Annotated in this window: 14 protein-coding genes and 2 pseudogenes; 10 read left to right on the forward strand and 6 right to left on the reverse strand. The window is 61.2% G+C overall.

Annotation, left to right across the window (positions count from 1 at the left end):
* Window positions 1–47: 47 nt before the first annotated feature.
* The 10 genes and pseudogenes from AOA59_RS13175 to AOA59_RS13220 all read left to right on the forward strand — a co-directional run bounded on the left by AOA59_RS13175 (window position 48) and on the right by AOA59_RS13220 (window position 11,937).
* Window positions 48–983: a choline ABC transporter substrate-binding protein gene (locus AOA59_RS13175; protein ID WP_099487757.1), complete on the forward strand. Its 936-nt coding sequence runs from the start codon at window positions 48–50 to the stop codon at window positions 981–983.
* A 92-nt stretch (window positions 984–1,075) separates the two neighbouring features.
* A complete protein-coding gene (locus AOA59_RS13180) occupies window positions 1,076–2,005 on the forward strand; it encodes an alpha/beta hydrolase (RefSeq protein ID WP_099487758.1) in 930 nt (309 codons plus the stop codon).
* 104 nt (window positions 2,006–2,109) lie between these two features.
* Window positions 2,110–3,081 (forward strand): prolyl aminopeptidase, encoded by a 972-nt coding sequence (gene pip, locus AOA59_RS13185; protein WP_056860643.1) that lies wholly within the window; start codon window positions 2,110–2,112, stop codon window positions 3,079–3,081.
* Complete coding sequence (gene dtd / locus AOA59_RS13190; protein ID WP_065930779.1) at window positions 3,078–3,515, forward strand: D-aminoacyl-tRNA deacylase; 438 nt, start codon at window positions 3,078–3,080, stop codon at window positions 3,513–3,515. Before pip ends, dtd begins: the two co-directional genes overlap by 4 nt.
* A gap of 324 nt (window positions 3,516–3,839) precedes the next feature.
* Window positions 3,840–5,528, forward strand: coding sequence for a glucan biosynthesis protein G (locus AOA59_RS13195; protein WP_170875855.1), 1,689 nt, complete (start codon window positions 3,840–3,842; stop codon window positions 5,526–5,528).
* Window positions 5,521–8,165 (forward strand): annotated as a pseudogene (gene mdoH, locus AOA59_RS13200) (glucans biosynthesis glucosyltransferase MdoH). Before AOA59_RS13195 ends, mdoH begins: the two are co-directional and overlap by 8 nt.
* A 112-nt stretch (window positions 8,166–8,277) precedes the next feature.
* Window positions 8,278–9,078, forward strand: a complete 801-nt coding sequence (locus AOA59_RS13205; protein ID WP_099487760.1) for a transporter substrate-binding domain-containing protein — start codon at window positions 8,278–8,280, stop codon at window positions 9,076–9,078.
* Between the two features lie 220 nt (window positions 9,079–9,298).
* Complete coding sequence (locus tag AOA59_RS13210; RefSeq protein ID WP_065930922.1) at window positions 9,299–10,096, forward strand: transporter substrate-binding domain-containing protein; 798 nt, start codon at window positions 9,299–9,301, stop codon at window positions 10,094–10,096.
* Window positions 10,097–10,250: 154 nt separating this feature from the next.
* Window positions 10,251–11,210, forward strand: coding sequence for an amino acid ABC transporter permease (locus tag AOA59_RS13215; protein WP_099487762.1), 960 nt, complete (start codon window positions 10,251–10,253; stop codon window positions 11,208–11,210).
* Window positions 11,203–11,937 (forward strand): amino acid ABC transporter ATP-binding protein, encoded by a 735-nt coding sequence (locus AOA59_RS13220; protein ID WP_017138597.1) that lies wholly within the window; start codon window positions 11,203–11,205, stop codon window positions 11,935–11,937. The genes AOA59_RS13215 and AOA59_RS13220 overlap by 8 nt, the downstream gene beginning before the upstream one ends.
* 67 nt (window positions 11,938–12,004) lie before the next feature.
* Here AOA59_RS13220 and AOA59_RS13225 read toward each other — a convergent pair whose 3' ends face one another.
* The 6 genes and pseudogenes from AOA59_RS13225 to tatB form a co-directional block, all read right to left on the reverse strand.
* Window positions 12,005–13,912 (reverse strand): methyl-accepting chemotaxis protein, encoded by a 1,908-nt coding sequence (locus AOA59_RS13225; RefSeq protein ID WP_099487764.1) that lies wholly within the window; start codon window positions 13,910–13,912, stop codon window positions 12,005–12,007.
* 137 nt (window positions 13,913–14,049) lie between these two features.
* Window positions 14,050–14,922 (reverse strand): methyl-accepting chemotaxis protein, encoded by an 873-nt coding sequence (locus AOA59_RS33510; RefSeq protein ID WP_371919069.1) that lies wholly within the window; start codon window positions 14,920–14,922, stop codon window positions 14,050–14,052.
* Window positions 14,908–15,966: pseudogene (locus AOA59_RS33515) on the reverse strand (methyl-accepting chemotaxis protein); the annotation flags it as partial. The pseudogene AOA59_RS33515 and the gene AOA59_RS33510, both read right to left, overlap by 15 nt.
* A gap of 199 nt (window positions 15,967–16,165) precedes the next feature.
* On the reverse strand, window positions 16,166–16,873 hold the full coding sequence (locus tag AOA59_RS13235) for a 16S rRNA (uracil(1498)-N(3))-methyltransferase (RefSeq protein ID WP_099487768.1): 708 nt from the start codon (window positions 16,871–16,873) through the stop codon (window positions 16,166–16,168).
* Window positions 16,870–17,661, reverse strand: a complete 792-nt coding sequence (tatC, locus tag AOA59_RS13240) for a twin-arginine translocase subunit TatC (RefSeq protein WP_056860635.1) — start codon at window positions 17,659–17,661, stop codon at window positions 16,870–16,872. The genes AOA59_RS13235 and tatC overlap by 4 nt, the downstream gene beginning before the upstream one ends.
* Window positions 17,658–18,059: a Sec-independent protein translocase protein TatB gene (gene tatB, locus AOA59_RS13245; RefSeq protein ID WP_099487770.1), complete on the reverse strand. Its 402-nt coding sequence runs from the start codon at window positions 18,057–18,059 to the stop codon at window positions 17,658–17,660. Before tatB ends, tatC begins: the two co-directional genes overlap by 4 nt.
* Window positions 18,060–18,061: the final 2 nt, after the last annotated feature.

The following is an 18,061-nucleotide window of genomic DNA, read 5'->3' on the forward strand; positions in this document are numbered from 1 at the left end:
CCAGACGCCACTCCCCACAATAAAAGCTGCCGAGTGAGACCTCATCCATGAAAAGACTGTTGTTGACCCTCACCGCTGCCGCTTTGATCAGCGCCAACGCCATGGCCGCCGAACCCGCCTCATGTAAAGCCATCCGCATGGGCGTGGTCAGCTGGACCGACGTGATCGCCACCTCCGGCATGGCCGACGTGCTGCTTACCGGCCTGGGCTACGACAGCAAACAGACCAGCGCCGTGCAGCAGATCATCTTTGCCGGCATCCGCGACAAGCGCCTGGATATCTTCCTCGGCTACTGGAAACCGGCGATGGACAACAACATCGCGCCATTCCTGGCCGCCAGGCAGGTCAAGGTGTTCGACACGCCGAGCCTGGCCGATGCCCAAGCCACCCTGGCCGTGCCGCAATACGTGGCCGATGCCGGGCTGAAGACGTTTGCCGACATCGCCCGCTTCAAGGACAAACTCGGCGGCAAGATCTACGGCATCGAGCCGGGCAGCGGTGCCAATACCGATATCCAGAAGATGATCGACACCAACCACTTCGGCCTCGGTGGCTTCAAGCTGGTCGCTTCCGGTGAAGCCGGCATGCTCGCCGCGGTGCAGCGAGCGGTGAACCGTAAGGAGTTCGTGGTGTTCGTCGGCTGGACCCCGCACCCGATGAACATCAACATGAAAATGGCTTACCTCACGGGCAGTGAAGATGTATTCGGCCCGGACGAAGGCCGCGCCACGGTTTCCACCGTCACTGCGCCGGACTTCGGCGAGCGCTGCCCCAACGCCAACCGTCTGTTGCAGAGCCTGACCTTCACCGCCGCCCAGGAAAGCCAGTTGATGGTGCCGATCATGGAGCGCCAGTCGCCGCAGGATGTGGCCAGGCAGTGGTTGCGTGACCACCCTGAGGATCTGCAGCGCTGGTTGGCCGGGGTTACGGCGTTTGATGGCAGCGACGGTGTGGCGGCGGTGCAGGCCAGCCTCAAGCCTTAAGCCGGGCACGGTATATCAAACAACACAGAGCAACGGTGGGAGCAGGCAAGCCAGCTCCCACCTTTAGATCTCGATTGTCAGGGATATTGCGCATGTATCCGACTTCTGCGCAGCTAGCCGCCTTCATCACCAAAACCGAATCCTTCACCAGTGACGACTCGTCGCTGGCAGGCTTGCGCCACAACTACGACCGTATGTGCCAGGCCTTTACGCCACCGCAGCCTGAAGGGCTGCAACTGTCGGACTTTTCCCTGGGCGGCGTAGGCGTGCGCAGTTACCGACCCAGGGCCTCAGCGCCGACTCAAGGCTGGCCCTGTCTTCTCTATATGCACGGCGGCGGCTGGGCGGTGGGCGGGCTGAACTCCCACGACTTCATCTGCTTCGAACTGGCCAACACGCTGCAAGTGCTGGTGATCGCCATCGACTATCGCCTGGCACCTGAGCATCCGTTCCCGGCGGCCTACCAAGACTGTCGCGCCGTATGGCAGGCACTCCAGGCCGGGCAGGGGCCGCACGCCATCAACCTGCAACGCCTGGTGGTGATGGGCGACAGCGCGGGCGGCAATCTGGCGGCGGCGCTGTGCCTGGGGCTGCGCGACGACGGCCAGCCGCTGCCCGTGGCTCAGGTGCTGATTTACCCCGGCCTGGGCGGCCCGGCCGATTTGCCCTCGCGCCGTGACTGCAGGGACGCGCCCCTGCTCAGCAGCGCCGACACCGACTGCTACCTGGCAATGTACCTGGACGCTGCGGGCACGCCATCGGCCTATGCCATGCCTTTGTTGGCCGAGCATTTCGGCGGCTTACCCAAGGCGTTGATCGCCGTGGCCCAGTTCGACCCGTTGCGCGATGACGGCATGCTCTATGCCGAACGGCTGCAACAGGCCGGTGTGCCCGCCGTGCTGTATCCCGGCAAAGGGCTGGTCCACGGTTGCCTGCGCGCACGCGGCCAAGCCCCGGAGGTGGATCAGCTTTATAACTATCTGCTGCATTACCTCAGGCGCGAAGGGCTGACACAGGTCTAAGTATTCAAGGGCATGCTCATTGCACAATTCGGGTTTATGATGCCAGACGGCAAGAATAATAGACGTCCCCTCAGGGATGAACCCGACACCCTATGGAGCGCGCAATGCAGACTTGGTACCCGCAGATCAAACCCTACGCCCGGCACGATCTGGCCGTCGATGACACCCACACGCTGTACGTCGATGAGAGTGGCTCCCCCGAAGGCTTGCCTGTCGTCTTCATCCACGGTGGCCCCGGCTCCGGTTGCGATGCCCAGAGCCGCTGCTATTTTGACCCGAACCTGTACCGCATCGTGACCTTCGACCAGCGTGGCTGCGGGCGTTCCACACCCCGCGCGAGTTTGGAGAACAACACCACCTGGGATCTGGTCGCTGACCTTGAGCGCATCCGCGAGCACCTGGGCATCGACAAATGGGTGCTGTTTGGCGGCTCCTGGGGCTCGACCCTGTCGCTGTCCTACGCACAAACCCACCCCGAGCGCGTGCATGGCCTGATCCTGCGCGGGATTTTCCTGGCCCGCCCGCAGGATATTCACTGGTTCTACCAGGAGGGCGCCAGCCGCATGTTCCCGGATTACTGGCAGGACTACCTTGCCCCGATCCCGGCGGACGAGCGCCACGACATGGTTGCCGCCTACCACAAGCGCCTCACCGGCAACGACCAGATCGCCCAGATGCACGCCGCCAAAGCCTGGTCCGGCTGGGAAGGGCGCATGCTCGGTCTGTGCCCGAGCCCGCAGCATGTCGAGCGTTTTTCCGAGCCGCAGCGCGCGCTGTCGATTGCGCGTATCGAGTGCCACTACTTTACTAACAACTCCTTCCTGGAGCCCAACCAGCTGATTCGCGATATGCACAAGATCGCCCATCTGCCTGGCGTCATCATCCATGGCCGCTACGATATGATCTGCCCGCTGGATAACGCCTGGGAGCTGCATCAGGCCTGGCCCAACAGTGAATTGCAGGTGATTCGCGAGGCCGGGCATGCCGCGTCCGAGCCCGGCATCACCGATGCATTGGTGCGCGCGACCGGCGAGATGGCACGGCGCCTGCTTGATCTGCCGCCAGAAGAAGCATGAAGGGCCTGTTGCAACGGGTGCGTGGCGCCCGGGTTGAGGTTGAGGGCGAAGTCGTAGGCTCTATTGACCAGGGTTTGCTGGTGCTGGTGGCCGTCGAACCTTCAGATACGCCCGAGAGCGCCGACAAACTGCTGCACAAGCTGCTTAACTATCGGGTGTTCAGCGACGACGAGGGCAAGATGAACTTGTCGTTGAAGGATATCGGCGGCGGTTTGCTGCTGGTGTCGCAGTTCACCCTCGCGGCGGATACCAAAAGCGGGTTGCGGCCCAGCTTCTCCACTGCGGCCCCGCCGGCCCTGGGAGCGGCGCTTTTTGAGCACTTGTTGTTACAAGCGCAACAATTGCATGGCAAGGTGGCGTCAGGGCGTTTTGGCGCTGATATGCAGGTGCACTTGGTCAATGATGGCCCTGTGACATTCCTCTTACAGACATGAATGTATTAAAAACGACTTTAATGCCTAAAAACGTAGGGTTTCACTACAAATACTTCGTTGTCCCTGATGCGTTGTATCGCGGGCTACTAGATAATCGCGCGCTATGGGGATCAGCGTAAATTGGTCCATTTTTGACTTAGGTAGAGACTTGTCCGACAAACCATTGGGGAATCATTTTGCCCCAGGGGAGTCGGAACAATGCTCGCCAACCTGGCATATAGATAGCTGGCCGTTGGTTTTTTGATCTGTTTTCGGCGAGGGTTGCTCGTGATTGTTAGTCCCTGTAATGCACCAAAATTGTCTGCTAAGCGGTTACGAAACGCACTGGTAACGGGCTCTGCCCTGTTTTGCCTGTTCGGCGCGGGTCAACTGTGGGCATTCAGTCTGGATGATGTGTCGGCCAAGGCAAAAGAGCTGGCTGGGCAGAAATACGAAGCTCCGCGCAGCAATCTGCCTAACGAATTTCGCGAAATGAAATTCGCCGACTACCAGAAGATTCGTTTCCGCAACGAAAAAGCTGAGTGGGCCGATCAGAACACGCCGTTCAAGCTGTCCTTCTATCACCAGGGCATGCACTTCGACACGCCGGTGAAAATCAACGAAGTGACCGCCGACAGCGTCCAGGAAATCAAGTACGACCCAAGTCGTTTCGATTTCGGCGACGTGAAATTTGATCCTAAAGCCACCGAACAGCTGGGTTACGCCGGCTTCCGTGTGCTGTACCCGATCAACAAGGCCGACAAGCAAGACGAAATCATGACCATGCTCGGGGCCAGCTACTTCCGCGTCGTCGGCAAGGGCCAGTCCTATGGCCTGTCGGCCCGTGGCATGGCGATTGACACGGCATTGCCGTCCGGTGAAGAGTTCCCGCGTTTCACCGAGTTCTGGATCGAGCGCCCTAAACCGGGCGAGAAACAGCTGGTGATCTTCGCCCTGCTGGACTCACCGCGTGCCACCGGCGCCTATCGCCTGACCCTGCGTCCTGGCACCGACACCATTGTCGACGTCAAATCCCAGATGTTCCTGCGTGACAAGGTCAGCAAGCTGGGCATCGCCCCGCTTACCAGCATGTACCTGTTCGGCGCGAACCAGCCGTCCAAGGTGCTTAACTACCGCCGTGAGCTGCACGATTCCAGCGGCCTGTCGATCCATGCCGGCAATGGCGAGTGGATCTGGCGCCCACTGAACAACCCTAAACACCTGTCGGTCAGCAACTTCGCCGTCGAGAACCCGCGTGGTTTCGGCCTGCTGCAACGTGGCCGCGACTTCAGCCACTACGAAGACCTGGACGACAACTACGACAAGCGCCCAAGCGCCTGGATCGAGCCTGAAGGCGATTGGGGCAAGGGTTCTGTCGACCTGGTAGAGATTCCGACCGCCGACGAAACCAACGACAACATCGTTGCGTTCTGGAGCCCGGCCGAGCTGCCGAAAGTCGGCGAGCCGCTGGATGTCAGCTATCGCCTGCACTGGACCATGGACGAGAAAGACCTGCACCCGGCCGACAGCGCCTGGGTCAAGCAGACCTTGCGTTCCACCGGTGACGTGAAGCAATCCAACCTGATTCGCCAGCCTGACGGCAGTGTGGCCTACCTGGTGGACTTCGAGGGCCCGTCCCTGAAGAACCTGCCGCCGGATGCGCCAGTGCGCAGCCAGGTGAGCGTGGGTGACAACGCCGAAATCGTTGAAAACAGCGTGCGCTACAACGAGCACACCAAAGGCTGGCGCCTGACCCTGCGCATGAAGATCAAGGACGCAGGCAAGCCCACCGAAATGCGTGCCGCGCTGGTCGAAGACATCGTGAAAGCTGAGCCTGAGAAGGTCTCGACCCAGGTGCTCAAGGCCGACAAATTGCTGGCCAAGCAACACGAAAAACAGGCCAGGAAAGACGCCAAGGAAGCGAAAGACAAGGACGCCAAGCAGCCAGAGGCTGCCCCCGCCAATCCGGAGCCGGAAAAGACCGAACACGTCCTGACCGAAACCTGGAGCTATCAGTTGCCTGCCGATGAGTAATTCTCAAGCCACGCCAGAGACCCTGTCCGAGTACCTGGCGCACCTCCCGATGACCGCAGAGCAGCGCGCCGAACTGGCGGGCTGCACTTCCTTCAGCGAGCTGCACGAACGTCTGTCTTCAAAGACGTTCGACGCACCCACCGAGGCTGCCCAAGCCTCGGTCGGCCGCCGGTTGACGCTCAATACCGCCGAAGAGCTGCAAGACGCCGAGATGCTGGCGCTTGACGCCAACGGCCGGGTTTGCCTGAAGGCCACGCCGCCGATCCGTCGGACCAAAGTGGTGCCGGAGCCATGGCGTACCAATATCCTGGTGCGTGGTTGGCGCCGGATGACCGGTCGCACCAACCCTCCGGCGCCGCCGAAGGATGAGCGCGTATTGCCTGCAGCACGCTGGCGTACCGTGGGTTCGATCCGTCGCTATATCCTGCTGGTGCTGATGCTCGGCCAGACCATTGTTGCCGGCTGGTACATGAAAGGCATCATGCCGTACCAGGGCTGGTCGCTGGTCGACTTCGACGAAATCCGCAACCAGACCCTGCTGCAAACCGCTACCCAGGTACTGCCTTACGCCTTGCAAACCAGCATTCTGATCATGTTCGGGATTCTGTTCTGCTGGGTTTCGGCCGGCTTCTGGACCGCGCTGATGGGCTTCCTGGAGTTGCTGACTGGCCACGATAAATACCGGATCTCCGGTAAAAGTGCCGGTGACGAGCCGATTCCGAAGGACGCCCGCACCGCGCTGGTGATGCCGATCTGCAACGAAGACGTGCCCCGGGTCTTTGCCGGCCTGCGCGCTACTTTCGAATCGGTGGCCGCCACGGGCGACCTGGATCGTTTCGATTTCTTCGTGCTCAGCGACAGTAACGAAGCCGATATCTGCATCGCCGAACAGCAAGCCTGGCTTGATGTGTGCCGCGAAGCCGGTGGTTTCGGCAAGATCTTCTATCGCCGCCGTCGCCGTCGCGTAAAGCGCAAGAGCGGCAACCTCGACGACTTCTGCCGTCGTTGGGGCGGTGAATACAAGTACATGGTGGTGCTCGACGCCGACAGCGTGATGAGCGGCGAATGCCTGACCAGCCTGGTGCGCTTGATGGAAGCCACGCCGGATGCCGGGATTATCCAGACCGCGCCGCGTGCGTCGGGCATGGACACTCTGTATGCGCGCATGCAGCAGTTCGCCACCCGCGTCTACGGCCCTCTGTTTACCGCTGGTCTGCACTTCTGGCAGCTGGGTGAGTCCCACTATTGGGGTCACAACGCCATCATTCGTATGAAGCCGTTTATCGAGCACTGCGCCCTGGCGCCGTTGCCGGGTAAAGGTGCGTTTGCCGGTGCGATCCTCTCCCACGACTTCGTTGAAGCGGCGCTGATGCGCCGTGCCGGCTGGGGCGTGTGGATTGCCTACGACCTGCCGGGCAGCTACGAAGAACTGCCGCCGAACCTGCTGGATGAGCTCAAGCGTGACCGTCGCTGGTGCCACGGTAACCTGATGAACTTCCGCCTGTTCCTGGTCAAAGGCATGCACCCGGTGCACCGTGCGGTGTTCCTGACCGGCGTGATGTCCTACCTGTCGGCGCCGTTGTGGTTCTTCTTCCTGGTGCTGTCGACGGCATTGCTGGCAGTGAACACCTTGATGGAGCCGCAGTACTTCATGGCACCACGCCAGTTGTACCCGCTGTGGCCCCAATGGCACCCGGACAAGGCGGTGGCGCTGTTCTCCACCACCATCGTGCTGCTGTTCCTGCCTAAATTGCTCAGCATTATCCTGATCTGGGCCAAGGGCGCGAAAGAGTTCGGTGGCAAGTTCAAGGTGACCTTGTCGATGCTGCTGGAGATGCTGTTCTCCATGCTGCTGGCGCCGGTGCGCATGATCTTCCACACCCGTTTCGTGCTCGCCGCGTTCCTGGGCTGGGCGGCGACCTGGAACTCGCCGCAGCGTGACGACGACTCCACGCCATGGAGCGAGGCGGTCAAGCGTCACGGCCCGCAGACCCTGCTGGGCTTTCTGTGGGCGTTGTTGGTGGTGTGGTTGAACCCAAGCTTCCTGTGGTGGCTGATTCCGATCGTCGGCTCGCTGATGCTGTCGATTCCGGTGTCGGTGATCTCCAGCCGGGTCAAGCTGGGCCTCAAGTCTCGCGACGAGAGCCTGTTCCTGATCCCAGAGGAATACAACCCGCCGCAAGCCTTGCTGTCGACCGAGCAATACACCCACGAAAACCGTTGGCACGCCCTCAATGACGGGTTTGTGCGTTCGGTGGTCGACCCGCAGCAAAACGCCCTGGCCTGCGCCCTGGCGACCTCGCGTCACCGTGAGGCGGAGCCGATCGAACACTTGCGTCAGGAACGTGTGCGCCACGCGATGAAAGTCGGCCCCGCCGGCCTCAACAACGGCGAACGCCTGGCATTGCTGAGTGACCCGGTAGCCTTGGCTCGCCTGCATCAGCAGGTGTGGAGTGAAGGTCATGCCGAGTGGCTCGGTGCCTGGCGTGCTTCGGTCAAGGCTGATCCGCACGCGCCATTGCTGCCGCTGCAACCGCTGTCGTCCCAGGCCCAACCGGCCTGATTCCGACGCCCCCGAGGGCTCACCTCGGGGGCGTTAGATGCGCTGTTCCTACAGCGTTCAGAATATCCTCCTAATACCGCTAACCCCTTGTTATTTCGAAACAAAAGACCTTTGTTCGAAGCGTATTGCCGTGCCTGTCGCTGGGGTAGCATCGCCCCCCAAATTGACTAGGTCGCAGGGGGTTTCATGATCAAAAGGTATTGTTCGGCGGTGCTGAGCGGCGTCATCGCATTGATTTACGCAGGCTGGTTGAGTGCCGGTGCCCTCGATGAGGCGGTTCGACGCGGTGTGCTTAAAGTCGGCACCACGCCCACCTATGTGCCCTTTGAAATGAAGGACAAGCAGGGCCGTATCGTTGGTTTTGAGGTCGACTTGCTGCAGGCGATGAGCCGCGCCTTGGGCGTCGAGCTTGAACTGGTCGCCGTGCCTTATACCGAGTTGCTGCCGGGGCTGATGGCGAAGAAGTTCGACCTGATCGGCAGCGGCATGACGGTGACGCAGGAGCGCAACCTCAAGCTGAATTTCAGCGACTCCTTTATCGTGGTCGGCCAGACCGTACTGCTGAACCCCAGCCTTGCCGGCAAGATTGCCAGCATCGAAGACCTCGACGAGGCGGGTTACCGCATCGCTGCGACTGAAGGCACCACCGGCGAAGCGGCTGCGCAGCGGTTTCTGGGCGCCGCGCACCTGAGCAGCTTCGCAACGCCCGAAGAGGGTGTGCGCCATGTGGTGGAGGGCAAGGCCGACGCCTTTGTCCATGACGCGCCCTACAACCTGATCGCGATGACCAGGCCGGAAAACCATCGGCTCTTCGCCCTTGAGCAGCCATTTACCTTTGAGCCCTTGGCGTTTGGCCTCAAAAAAGGCGACTACGACAGCCTCAATTGGATCAACCACTTCCTCAATCAAATTGCCCAGGATGGCACCTACGATCGGCTGCACGACAAGTGGTTCAAGGAAACCGACTGGATGGCGGAGATCGACTGAACGTCATAACTGCTTACACATCAATCAATTGCCGCGCCGTTGTGCTGATGTGTCTAGTGCCTGCGCTGTGCTGCACCGTTGTGGGGCTTTTCCGACATACGCCGATAACATTTACCCGTGAAACCTTTGTGACGGGCAACGAGTGGGTTAGGATCGCACCCCGAATTGGTGCAGCCCTTTTGCGCGCCGGCGTTATAAGAATCTTTCAGGGGACTTGATGATGAAAAAGTATCTTTCGATGCTGATGCTCGGCGTCACTGCGCTGGTCGCGGCCACTGCGGCGCATGCGGGCGCCATCGACGATGCGGTCAAGCGCGGCACGCTGAAAGTCGGCATGGACCCGACCTACATGCCGTTCGAAATGACCGACAAGCGCGGTGAAATCATCGGTTTTGAAGTCGACATCCTCAAGGCCATGGCCAAGTCCATGGGCGTCAAGCTGGAACTGGTATCCACCGGCTACGACGGCATTATCCCGGCCTTCCTGACCGGCAAGTTCGACATGATCGGCAGCGGCATGACCCTGACCCAGGAGCGCAATCTGCGCCTGAACTTCAGCGAACCCTTCATTGTGGTCGGCCAGACCCTGCTGATTCGTAAAGACCTGGAAGGCACCATCAAGTCCTACAAAGATTTGAACGACGAGAAATACCGCCTGACCTCCAAGCTCGGCACCACCGGCGAGATGGTTGCCAGGAAGCTGATCTCCAAAGCCAAGTACCACGGCTATGACAACGAACAGGAAGGCGTGCTGGACGTGGTCAACGGCAAGGCCGATGCCTTTGTGTATGACGCGCCGTACAACGTGGTTGCCGAGAAGAAAGTCGGTAATGGCAAGCTGGTGTTCCTGGAAGAACCCTTCACCTTCGAGCCACTGGCGTTCGGCCTGAAAAAGGGCGATTTCGACAGCCTCAACTACATCAACAACTTCCTGCACCAGATCCGCAACGACGGCACCTACGATCGCATCCATGACAAGTGGTTCAAGAGCTCCGAGTGGCTCAAGGACATGGAATAAGCGCTGACACCGAGTCGATCGTTCCCACGCTCTGCGTGGGAATGCAGCCCGTGACGCTGCGCGTCACAAAGCGGACGCAGAGCGCCCAGTGAGGCATTCCCACGCAGAGCGTGGGAACGATCTCATGCCAGGCGATACATCTTCGGAAACTGAAATGAAACAGAAAAAAGCCCAATGGCCCTGGCACCTGCTGACCGTGGTCGTGCTGGTCGGCCTGGCCGGCGCGTTGTACTACGCCACCTCGTTGATGTCCTACGAGTGGCGCTGGAACCGCGTGCCGCAGTACTTCGCCTATCAGGCCGAAACGTCCCAGCGCGCCGCCGACATCTCCACCGTCATTGAGCTGGTGCGCAAAGGCGACGTCGCCGAAGTCACCTTGCGCAACGACGCAGGCGCCGAGCAAAAGCTGACCGTGGCCGACAACAGCCTGCAAGTGTCACGTGGCGACGATGTGGCCGAAGGCGATGTTATCGGCGTCACTCGGCATTGGGCGCTGGGCCCGTTGATGTGGGGCTTGTGGACCACCTTGTGGTTGTCGGTGGTCTCCGGAATCCTGGGTTTGGCGATGGGTCTGGCAACCGGCTTATGCCGTCTGTCGAGCAACCCGACCTTGCGCGATCTGTCGACGATCTACGTCGAACTGGTGCGCGGTACGCCGCTATTGGTGCAGATCTTCATTTTCTACTTCTTCATCGGCACGGTACTCAACTTGTCCCGCGAATTTGCCGGGATTGCCGCGCTGTCGCTGTTCACCGGCGCTTACGTGGCGGAAATCGTGCGCGCCGGCGTGCAGTCCATCACCCGTGGCCAGAACGAAGCCGCCCGCTCCCTGGGGTTGAGCGCCAGCCAGTCGATGCGCCACGTGGTGTTGCCGCAGGCATTCAAGCGCGTACTGCCGCCATTGGCCGGACAATTTATCAGCCTGGTGAAAGACACCTCGCTGGTCTCGGTGATCGCGATTACCGAGCTGCTTAAAAGCGGCCGTGAAGTGATCACCACCTCGTTCTCGCCCTTTGAAATCCTGTTCTGTGTGGCAGGCCTGTACCTGCTGATCAACCTGCCGCTGTCGAAAATGGCCAGCCGGCTTGAGCGGAGGCTCGCGCAAAGTGATTGAAGTCCGCGATCTGGTAAAAGTCTTCGACACCCGTGGCCAGGTAGTGCGCGCCGTGGACCACGTCACCACCCAAGTCGCCAAGGGCGAAGTGCTGGTGGTGATTGGCCCGTCAGGTTCGGGCAAGTCCACGTTCCTGCGCTGCCTTAACGGCCTGGAAGAATTCGACTCGGGCTCGGTGAGCATCGACGGCCTGCAACTGGCCGACCCGAAAACCGACGTGAATGCCTACCGCCGTGAAGTCGGCATGGTGTTCCAGCACTTCAATTTGTTCCCGCACATGACAGTGCTGGAAAACCTGTGCCTGGCGCAAAAAGTCGTGCGCAAGCGTGGCAAGCAAGAGCGTGAAGCCAAGGCCTTGGCGCTGCTGGAAAAGGTCGGTATTGCGCAGAAGGCCAACGAGTTCCCGTCGCGCCTGTCCGGTGGCCAGCAACAGCGGGTAGCCATTGCCCGCGCGTTGGCCATGGAGCCCAAGGTGATGCTGTTTGATGAGCCCACCTCGGCGCTGGACCCGGAAATGGTCGGCGAAGTGCTGGACGTGATGAAGACCCTGGCCCTGGAAGGCATGACGATGGTCTGCGTCACTCACGAGATGGGCTTTGCCCGTGAAGTGGCAGACCGCGTGCTGTTCTTCGACCACGGCAAATTGCTCGAAGATGCGGCCCCGGCCGAGTTCTTCGATGCACCGAAAGACCCGCGCGCCCAAGCCTTCCTGCGCCAGGTCCTCTAATGATCGTTCCCACGCTCCGCGTGGGAAAGCCTCCTGGGACGCTCCGCGTCCCGACGTTAGTGACGCCTCAAAGCCTGAATTTACCCACCAACGTCTGCAAATCCAGGCTCAACCGGGTCAACTGAGCGCTCGCCGCGGCTGTTTCCTCACTGGCCGCAGCGGTTCGTTCGGTGACATCCCGCACCTTCAACACACTGCGATTGATCTCTTCCGCCACTGCGCTTTGCTGCTCGGCAGCAGCGGCAATCTGCGGGTTCATTTCCTGGATGATCGACACGGTGCGCGCAATCGCGGCCAGGGCATCGCCCGCATCGCGGGTCAGGCCGACGCTGTTGTCGGTCAGGCTACGGCTGCTGTCCATGATGTCTGCGACCTGCTGGGTGCCGGTATTCAGGCCGAGGATCAAGCCTTCGATTTCTTCGGCAGATTCCTGGGTGCGCTGGGCCAGGCTGCGCACTTCGTCGGCGACTACCGCAAAACCCTGGCCGGCACTGCCCGCGCGCGCCGCTTCAATGGCTGCGTTCAGGGCCAGCAAGTTGGTTTGCTGGGACACTGACTTGATCACGTCGAGCACGCTGCCGATTTTCTGGCTTTCGTGTTGCAGCGCAATCATCGCCTGGCTCGAGCGCGCCATCTCATGGGCCAAGTGGCCGATTTGCTCCATCGCCTGGGTCACCACTTTTTCGCCGGCGCCAGCCTCCTGGTCCGCTTCATTGGCCGCCACGGACGCCTGCTCGGCGTGCCGGGCGACCTCCTGGGCAGTGGCGAGCATTTCATTCATTGCGGTGGCCACCTGATCGGTTTCCTCCTTCTGGTCGTTGACCCCGGCGCGAGTCTGTTCGGTGACGGCGGATAACTGCGTTGCGGCACTGGCGATCTGCCGGGTGCTGTCGCCGATACCGCTGATCAGGTTGCGCAAGTTGCGGGTCATTTGCCCGATGCTCTGCTGCAACTGGCCCAGCTCGTCGCGACGGTCCTCTTCAATGTCCCGGCTCAGGTCGCCGTCAGCAATACGGTGGGCGGCCGTAAGGATTGCGCGCAGAGGCACGACAACTTGCCGAGCGATCCACCAGGCGGCGAGTGCACCGAGCAGCAAGGCCGCCACGGTAACGCTCAGCAGCCGTGTGTGGGTCTGCTCGGCTTCGCTGTCACGCTTGGTGTTCTGATCCACGCTCAGTTGACGGCTTTGCTCACGCAAATCATTGAGCTGCTGTTCAAAGCGGTTTTGCAGGGTCTCGGTGTTGAGCTGTGCTTCCTTGAGCTTGGTCAATTGTTCGCGATAGTTGGCCAGGTCGGCTTTAAGCAGCGCCGCGTCGACGGGCAGTGCGGTTACCGCCGCTTGTGCCACATTCAGGGCGTCGAGTGCCTGAATAAGTGCCTCGGCATAGGCTTGCAGCGACTCCGCGGCCCAGGCCGGGCTCTGAGCGCGATCTTCGGCCTGCTCCATGGCCTGACGCAGGTTTTCGATGGCGTCCAAGGCTTTTTCGTCTTCCTGGTTGGGCAAATCGCTGGCGAACTGGGCGAGGCTGTCGCTGGCCTGCAGCGCGGTTTTCTTGAGGTCCGGGCGGATGCGCTCGCGTTGCTCGATCAATGCGGGCAAGTCCGCCAGCGCTGTCTTGAAGCTCGTCACCAAACGTGTCGCTTCCTGCAGTCGCTGCACGTCGGCCGGGTCGTTGAGGCGGCTTGAAAGGTCGGCCAGTCGCTGGTCGATCTTTTCAGTCTGCGCGTGCATTTTGGCCAGGCTGCTGGCGTCTGTCAGGGTGCGGTACACGATCCTGTCGGCGCGCATGGCCTCGGCGTCAAGGGCCAGTTGCCCAAGGGTCGTCAGGCTGTTTGAGCGATAAAGCACGTCTTTCAAGGCCTGCCAGCCGGTCGCGGCGATCAGGATGCTTAAGATCAACACTTGGCCGAAACCCAGTGCGAGTTTGAGACGGATGCTGGCGTTGACCAGCAAACGGGTCAGCCGAGGAAACATGGTGAACCTCCAAATCTGGGAAAGCATTTCGCAACAGCTGAAACGCTAAATCGATTCGAGGTCGTGGCGGGCTGATAACTACGTAGGAAATTTCATAAGTTGCGGCGGCCTTGATCCGGCCGCCGCGTAGGTGCGGGTCAGATGCGGAAGCGCCCGACCAGAGACTGCAAGTAGATCCCCAAGCGTGCCAGTTCGGCACTCGAGGCGGCAGTTTCCTCGCTGGCCGAGGAGGTCTGTTCAGACACGTCGCGCACATTCAACACGCTGCGATTGATCTCCTCGGCCACAGCGCTCTGTTGCTCGGCAGCAGTGGCAATCTGCGAGTTCATCGCCTGGATAGTCGAGACCGTACGCGTGATATTGCTCAGCGCGTTGCCGGCGCGGCGGGTCAGTTCGACGCTGCTGTCGGTGAGGCCACGGCTGTTGTCCATGATGGCCGCCACCTGCTGGGTGCCGTTTTGCAGGCCGACGATCAGTTCTTCGATCTCCTCGGTGGACTTCTGCGTGCGCTGGGCCAGGCTGCGCACCTCATCGGCCACCACCGCAAAGCCGCGACCGGCCTCACCGGCTCGCGCCGCTTCAATTGCCGCGTTCAGCGCCAGCAGGTTGGTTTGCTGGGCGACAGACTTGATCACATCGAGCACGCTGCCGATCTTGTCGCTTTCGCGCTTCAGGTCGCCCATGGCCACCGTGGAATTACCCACCTCAGTGGCCAGGCGCTCAATCTGCGCGATGGCTTCACCCACCACCTTGTCGCCTTCACGGGCCTGTTGGTCCGCCGCCACGGCAGCTTCGGAGGCTTCTTCGGCGTTGCGCGCCACTTCCTGCACGGTGGCGGCCATTTCGTTCATGGCGGTGGCCACTTGGTCGGTTTCGACCTTTTGGCTGTTAACCCCGGCGCTGGTCTGTTCGGTCACGGCCGACAGTTGTTCGGCAGCGCTGGCAATCTGGGTGACGCCGTCGCTGATACCGCCGATCAACTCGCGCAGGCCGACGGTCATGCTTTGCATGGCGCGTTGCAACTGGCCCAGCTCGTCCTGGCGGGCGGAGTTGAGGTTATGGCTCAGATCGCCCGAGGCCACGCGCTCGGCGACTTGGAGGGTCTGGTTGAGCGGGATCACGATCTGGCGGGTGATGGCCCAGGCGGCGAAAATGCCGAAGATCAGCGCCAGCACGGTGGCCAGCAGCAACAGCTGTTTAGCGTGGGCGGCATCGGCATCGCGCACGGCGGTCTGGGAGGTGGTGAGTTTTTCGCTGTGCCCCAGCAGGATATCGCCCTGGGCGGTCATGATTTTCAGCGCGGCGGCGCTGGCCACCTGAGAGTCGCGGTACTGGCTGACGGCGGCGCGGTAGGCTTGCAGGGACACGCCGGCCTCTTGCAGGTTGGCCTGGTATTGCTCAGGCAGCTTGTCTTGCAGGTCGGTGATTTTCTTCAGGGCATTGTCGATGGCATCCAGGGCTGGTTGCTCGGCTTCGGTCTTGCCGCTGTAGGTATAACCGCGCACCTGGAAGCGCGACTGCTGGATCAGCTTGCTCAGGTCGACCACGCTGTTGAACTGCGTGACGCTGTCGCCTTGCAGCAGAGTCGCTTCGATTTCGTTGATCTTGGCCACGGCGTTGTCGGCGGTGTCACCGAGCTTGCTGCGTGCGCCCTCACGCTTGAGGCCGGCCAGGACCATAGTGCCAAAGGCTTTTTTGTATTGGCCCAGGGCTTGCTGCTGTTGCTCGACCAGGGCTTTGTCGTCGGGTTGCTCGATCAGCGTTTCGGCGGTGTTGAGGCCATCGTCCAGTTGCTTCAGCAGGCTGTTGACGGCGTCGGTGCCTTGTTCGCCCCGGCGCATTTCAAAGTCCAGGCGCGCCAGGCGCAGGTCTTTGGTCAGGCCGTTGAGGCTGGAGATAAAGCCCAGCTTGTCGCCGCGACTGGTCACGTCGCCCAAGCCGGTCCAACCGGTGAAGGTGGTCACCAGCGTCAGGATCAACACCAAGCCAAAGCCTATGCTCAGCTTGCGATTGACGCTCACATTCCCCAGTTTTTCGGCTAACCAACGATACATACTGCGATCTCCTTTGGAACAAGGCTTGGACTTATTCAGAGGCTATCGGCAGCGCAGGAAAATTCTGTAGGTGTTGATCGTTCCCACGCTCTGCGTGGGAATGCATCCCGGGACGCTCCGCGTCCCAAGAGCGGACGCAGAGCGTCCCTGGCGGCATTCCCACGCGGAGCATGGGAATGATCGGGGTCTGTAGGTCGTGTCAGAACAACCGAGCGAGCAGGGCGGTCACGGCGGTTTCTACGCGCAGGATGCGTGTACCCAGTTGCACCGGTTGCAAGCCGGCCTTGGCCAACAGCTCCACTTCATAGGGAATCCAGCCGCCTTCGGGGCCAATGGCCAGGGTCACCGGCTCATCCAGCCCGCGTGGGCACGCCGGGTAATCGCCGGGATGGCCGATCAGGCCCAGAGTCCCTTCGGTCATGGCCGGCAGGCGGTCTTCGACGAACGGCTTGAAGCGTTTTTCGATAATGATCTCGGGCAGCACGGTATCGCGCGCCTGTTCCAGGCCGAGGATCAACTGCTCGCGAACCGCCTCAGGCTCCAGGAACGGGGTTTGCCAGAAGCTCTTTTCCACTCGGTAACTGTTGACCAGTACCACCTTGGGCACGCCCATCGCCGCCACGGTTTGCAGCACCCGGCGCAGCATCTTCGGACGCGGCAGGGCCAGCAGCAGGGTCAGCGGCAGTTTGGTCGGTGGCGGCTGGTCGAAGCTCACTTGCAGCTCGGCTTCACCGGTTTGCAGGCGCAGCAGTTGCGCATTGCCCATCAGCCCGCCAATACGGCCGACCCGCAGGTTGTCGCCCACCACCGCGCGGTGGACTTCCTGCATATGCACCAGGCGCCGATCACGCAGGATCACCCGATCGGCCGCGATAAAGTCGGCCTCCTCAAGCAACAGCAGGTTCACGGTTGCGTCGCTGGCGGCTGGTCGTCGTCGGCGGGTTGGTCATCCGGGTGATCGCCACGCTTGCTGATCAGGCTGCCGAACAGGATGCCGATCTCGAACAGCATCCACATCGGCACGGCCAGCAGGGTCTGCGAGAAAATGTCCGGCGGCGTAAGGATCATGCCCACCACGAAGCAGCCGATGATCACGTACGGGCGTACCTTTTTCAGGTATTTGACGTCGACCACGCCGATCCACACCAGCAGCACCACGGCCACCGGAATTTCGAAGGCCACGCCAAAGGCGAAGAACAGCGTCATCACGAAGTCGAGGTAGCTGGTGATGTCGGTCATCATTTCCACGCCGGCCGGGGTGGCGGCGGCGAAGAACTTGAAGATCAGCGGGAACACCAGGAAATACGCGAAGGCCATGCCGGTGTAGAACAGCAGGATGCTCGACACCAGCAACGGCACCGCAATGCGCTTCTCATGCTTGTACAGGCCCGGCGCAATAAAGCCCCAGATCTGGTGCAGGATCACCGGGATCGCCAGGAACAGCGAGACCATCATGGTCAGCTTCAACGGCGTCAAAAACGGCGACGACACGTCGGTGGCGATCATCGTCGCGCCGGCCGGCAGGTACTGGCGCAAGGGCGTGGAGACGAAGGTGTAGATCTGCTGGGTAAAGGCGAACAGCCCGGCAAAGATGATGAAAATGGCCGCTACGCAACGCAGCAGGCGGGTCCGCAGCTCGGTGAGGTGCGAGACCAGCGGCATGTGCTGGTCGTTTTCCGGTTTATCAGCGCTCATGGGGCTCGCGGCGGCAATGTAGGGTCATGGGGAGCGGGCGACGCCACGGGCGTCGGCGCTGGCTCAGTCGGGGCGGGCGCGGTTGGCGGTACTGCGGCGGCCGGAGCAATGCTGTTTTCGGGCACAGGTTCGGCCGGTTTGGCGGGTTCCTGCACCGGCGACAGAATCTTGCGCGCCTCCTGCTCCAGCGACAGGATATGTTCGTTGTGCAGCTGGCGGCGGATCTCGTCGGCGCCGATTTCCCGTTCAACTTCCTGTTTGATGGCGTTGAAACTGCGTTTCAGGCGCCCGATCCACAGGCCGGCCGTGCGTGCGGCACCGGGCAGGCGTTCCGGCCCCAGTACCAGCAAGGCCACGAGGCCGACGAGCAGCAGTTCAGAGAAGCTGATACCAAACATTA

Origin of the sequence: Pseudomonas sp. 2822-15 (assembly GCF_002742515.1) — a bacterium.
Classification (GTDB): domain Bacteria; phylum Pseudomonadota; class Gammaproteobacteria; order Pseudomonadales; family Pseudomonadaceae; genus Aquipseudomonas; species Aquipseudomonas salomonii.

What these genes read in the sequence shown, in the direction of transcription:
- AOA59_RS13205 (WP_099487760.1), top strand. Translation starts at nt 8,278, where the DNA reads ATGATCAAAAGGTATTGTTCGGCGGTGCTGAGCGGCGTCATCGCATTG.
- tatC (WP_056860635.1), bottom strand. Translation starts at nt 17,661, where the DNA reads ATGAGCGCTGATAAACCGGAAAACGACCAGCACATGCCGCTGGTCTCG.
- AOA59_RS33510 (WP_371919069.1), bottom strand. Translation starts at nt 14,922, where the DNA reads ATGCAAAGCATGACCGTCGGCCTGCGCGAGTTGATCGGCGGTATCAGC.
- tatB (WP_099487770.1), bottom strand. Translation starts at nt 18,059, where the DNA reads ATGTTTGGTATCAGCTTCTCTGAACTGCTGCTCGTCGGCCTCGTGGCC.
- dtd (WP_065930779.1), top strand. Translation starts at nt 3,078, where the DNA reads ATGAAGGGCCTGTTGCAACGGGTGCGTGGCGCCCGGGTTGAGGTTGAG.
- AOA59_RS13180 (WP_099487758.1), top strand. Translation starts at nt 1,076, where the DNA reads ATGTATCCGACTTCTGCGCAGCTAGCCGCCTTCATCACCAAAACCGAA.
- AOA59_RS13225 (WP_099487764.1), bottom strand. Translation starts at nt 13,912, where the DNA reads ATGTTTCCTCGGCTGACCCGTTTGCTGGTCAACGCCAGCATCCGTCTC.
- AOA59_RS13215 (WP_099487762.1), top strand. Translation starts at nt 10,251, where the DNA reads ATGAAACAGAAAAAAGCCCAATGGCCCTGGCACCTGCTGACCGTGGTC.
- AOA59_RS13175 (WP_099487757.1), top strand. Translation starts at nt 48, where the DNA reads ATGAAAAGACTGTTGTTGACCCTCACCGCTGCCGCTTTGATCAGCGCC.
- AOA59_RS13210 (WP_065930922.1), top strand. Translation starts at nt 9,299, where the DNA reads ATGAAAAAGTATCTTTCGATGCTGATGCTCGGCGTCACTGCGCTGGTC.
- pip (WP_056860643.1), top strand. Translation starts at nt 2,110, where the DNA reads ATGCAGACTTGGTACCCGCAGATCAAACCCTACGCCCGGCACGATCTG.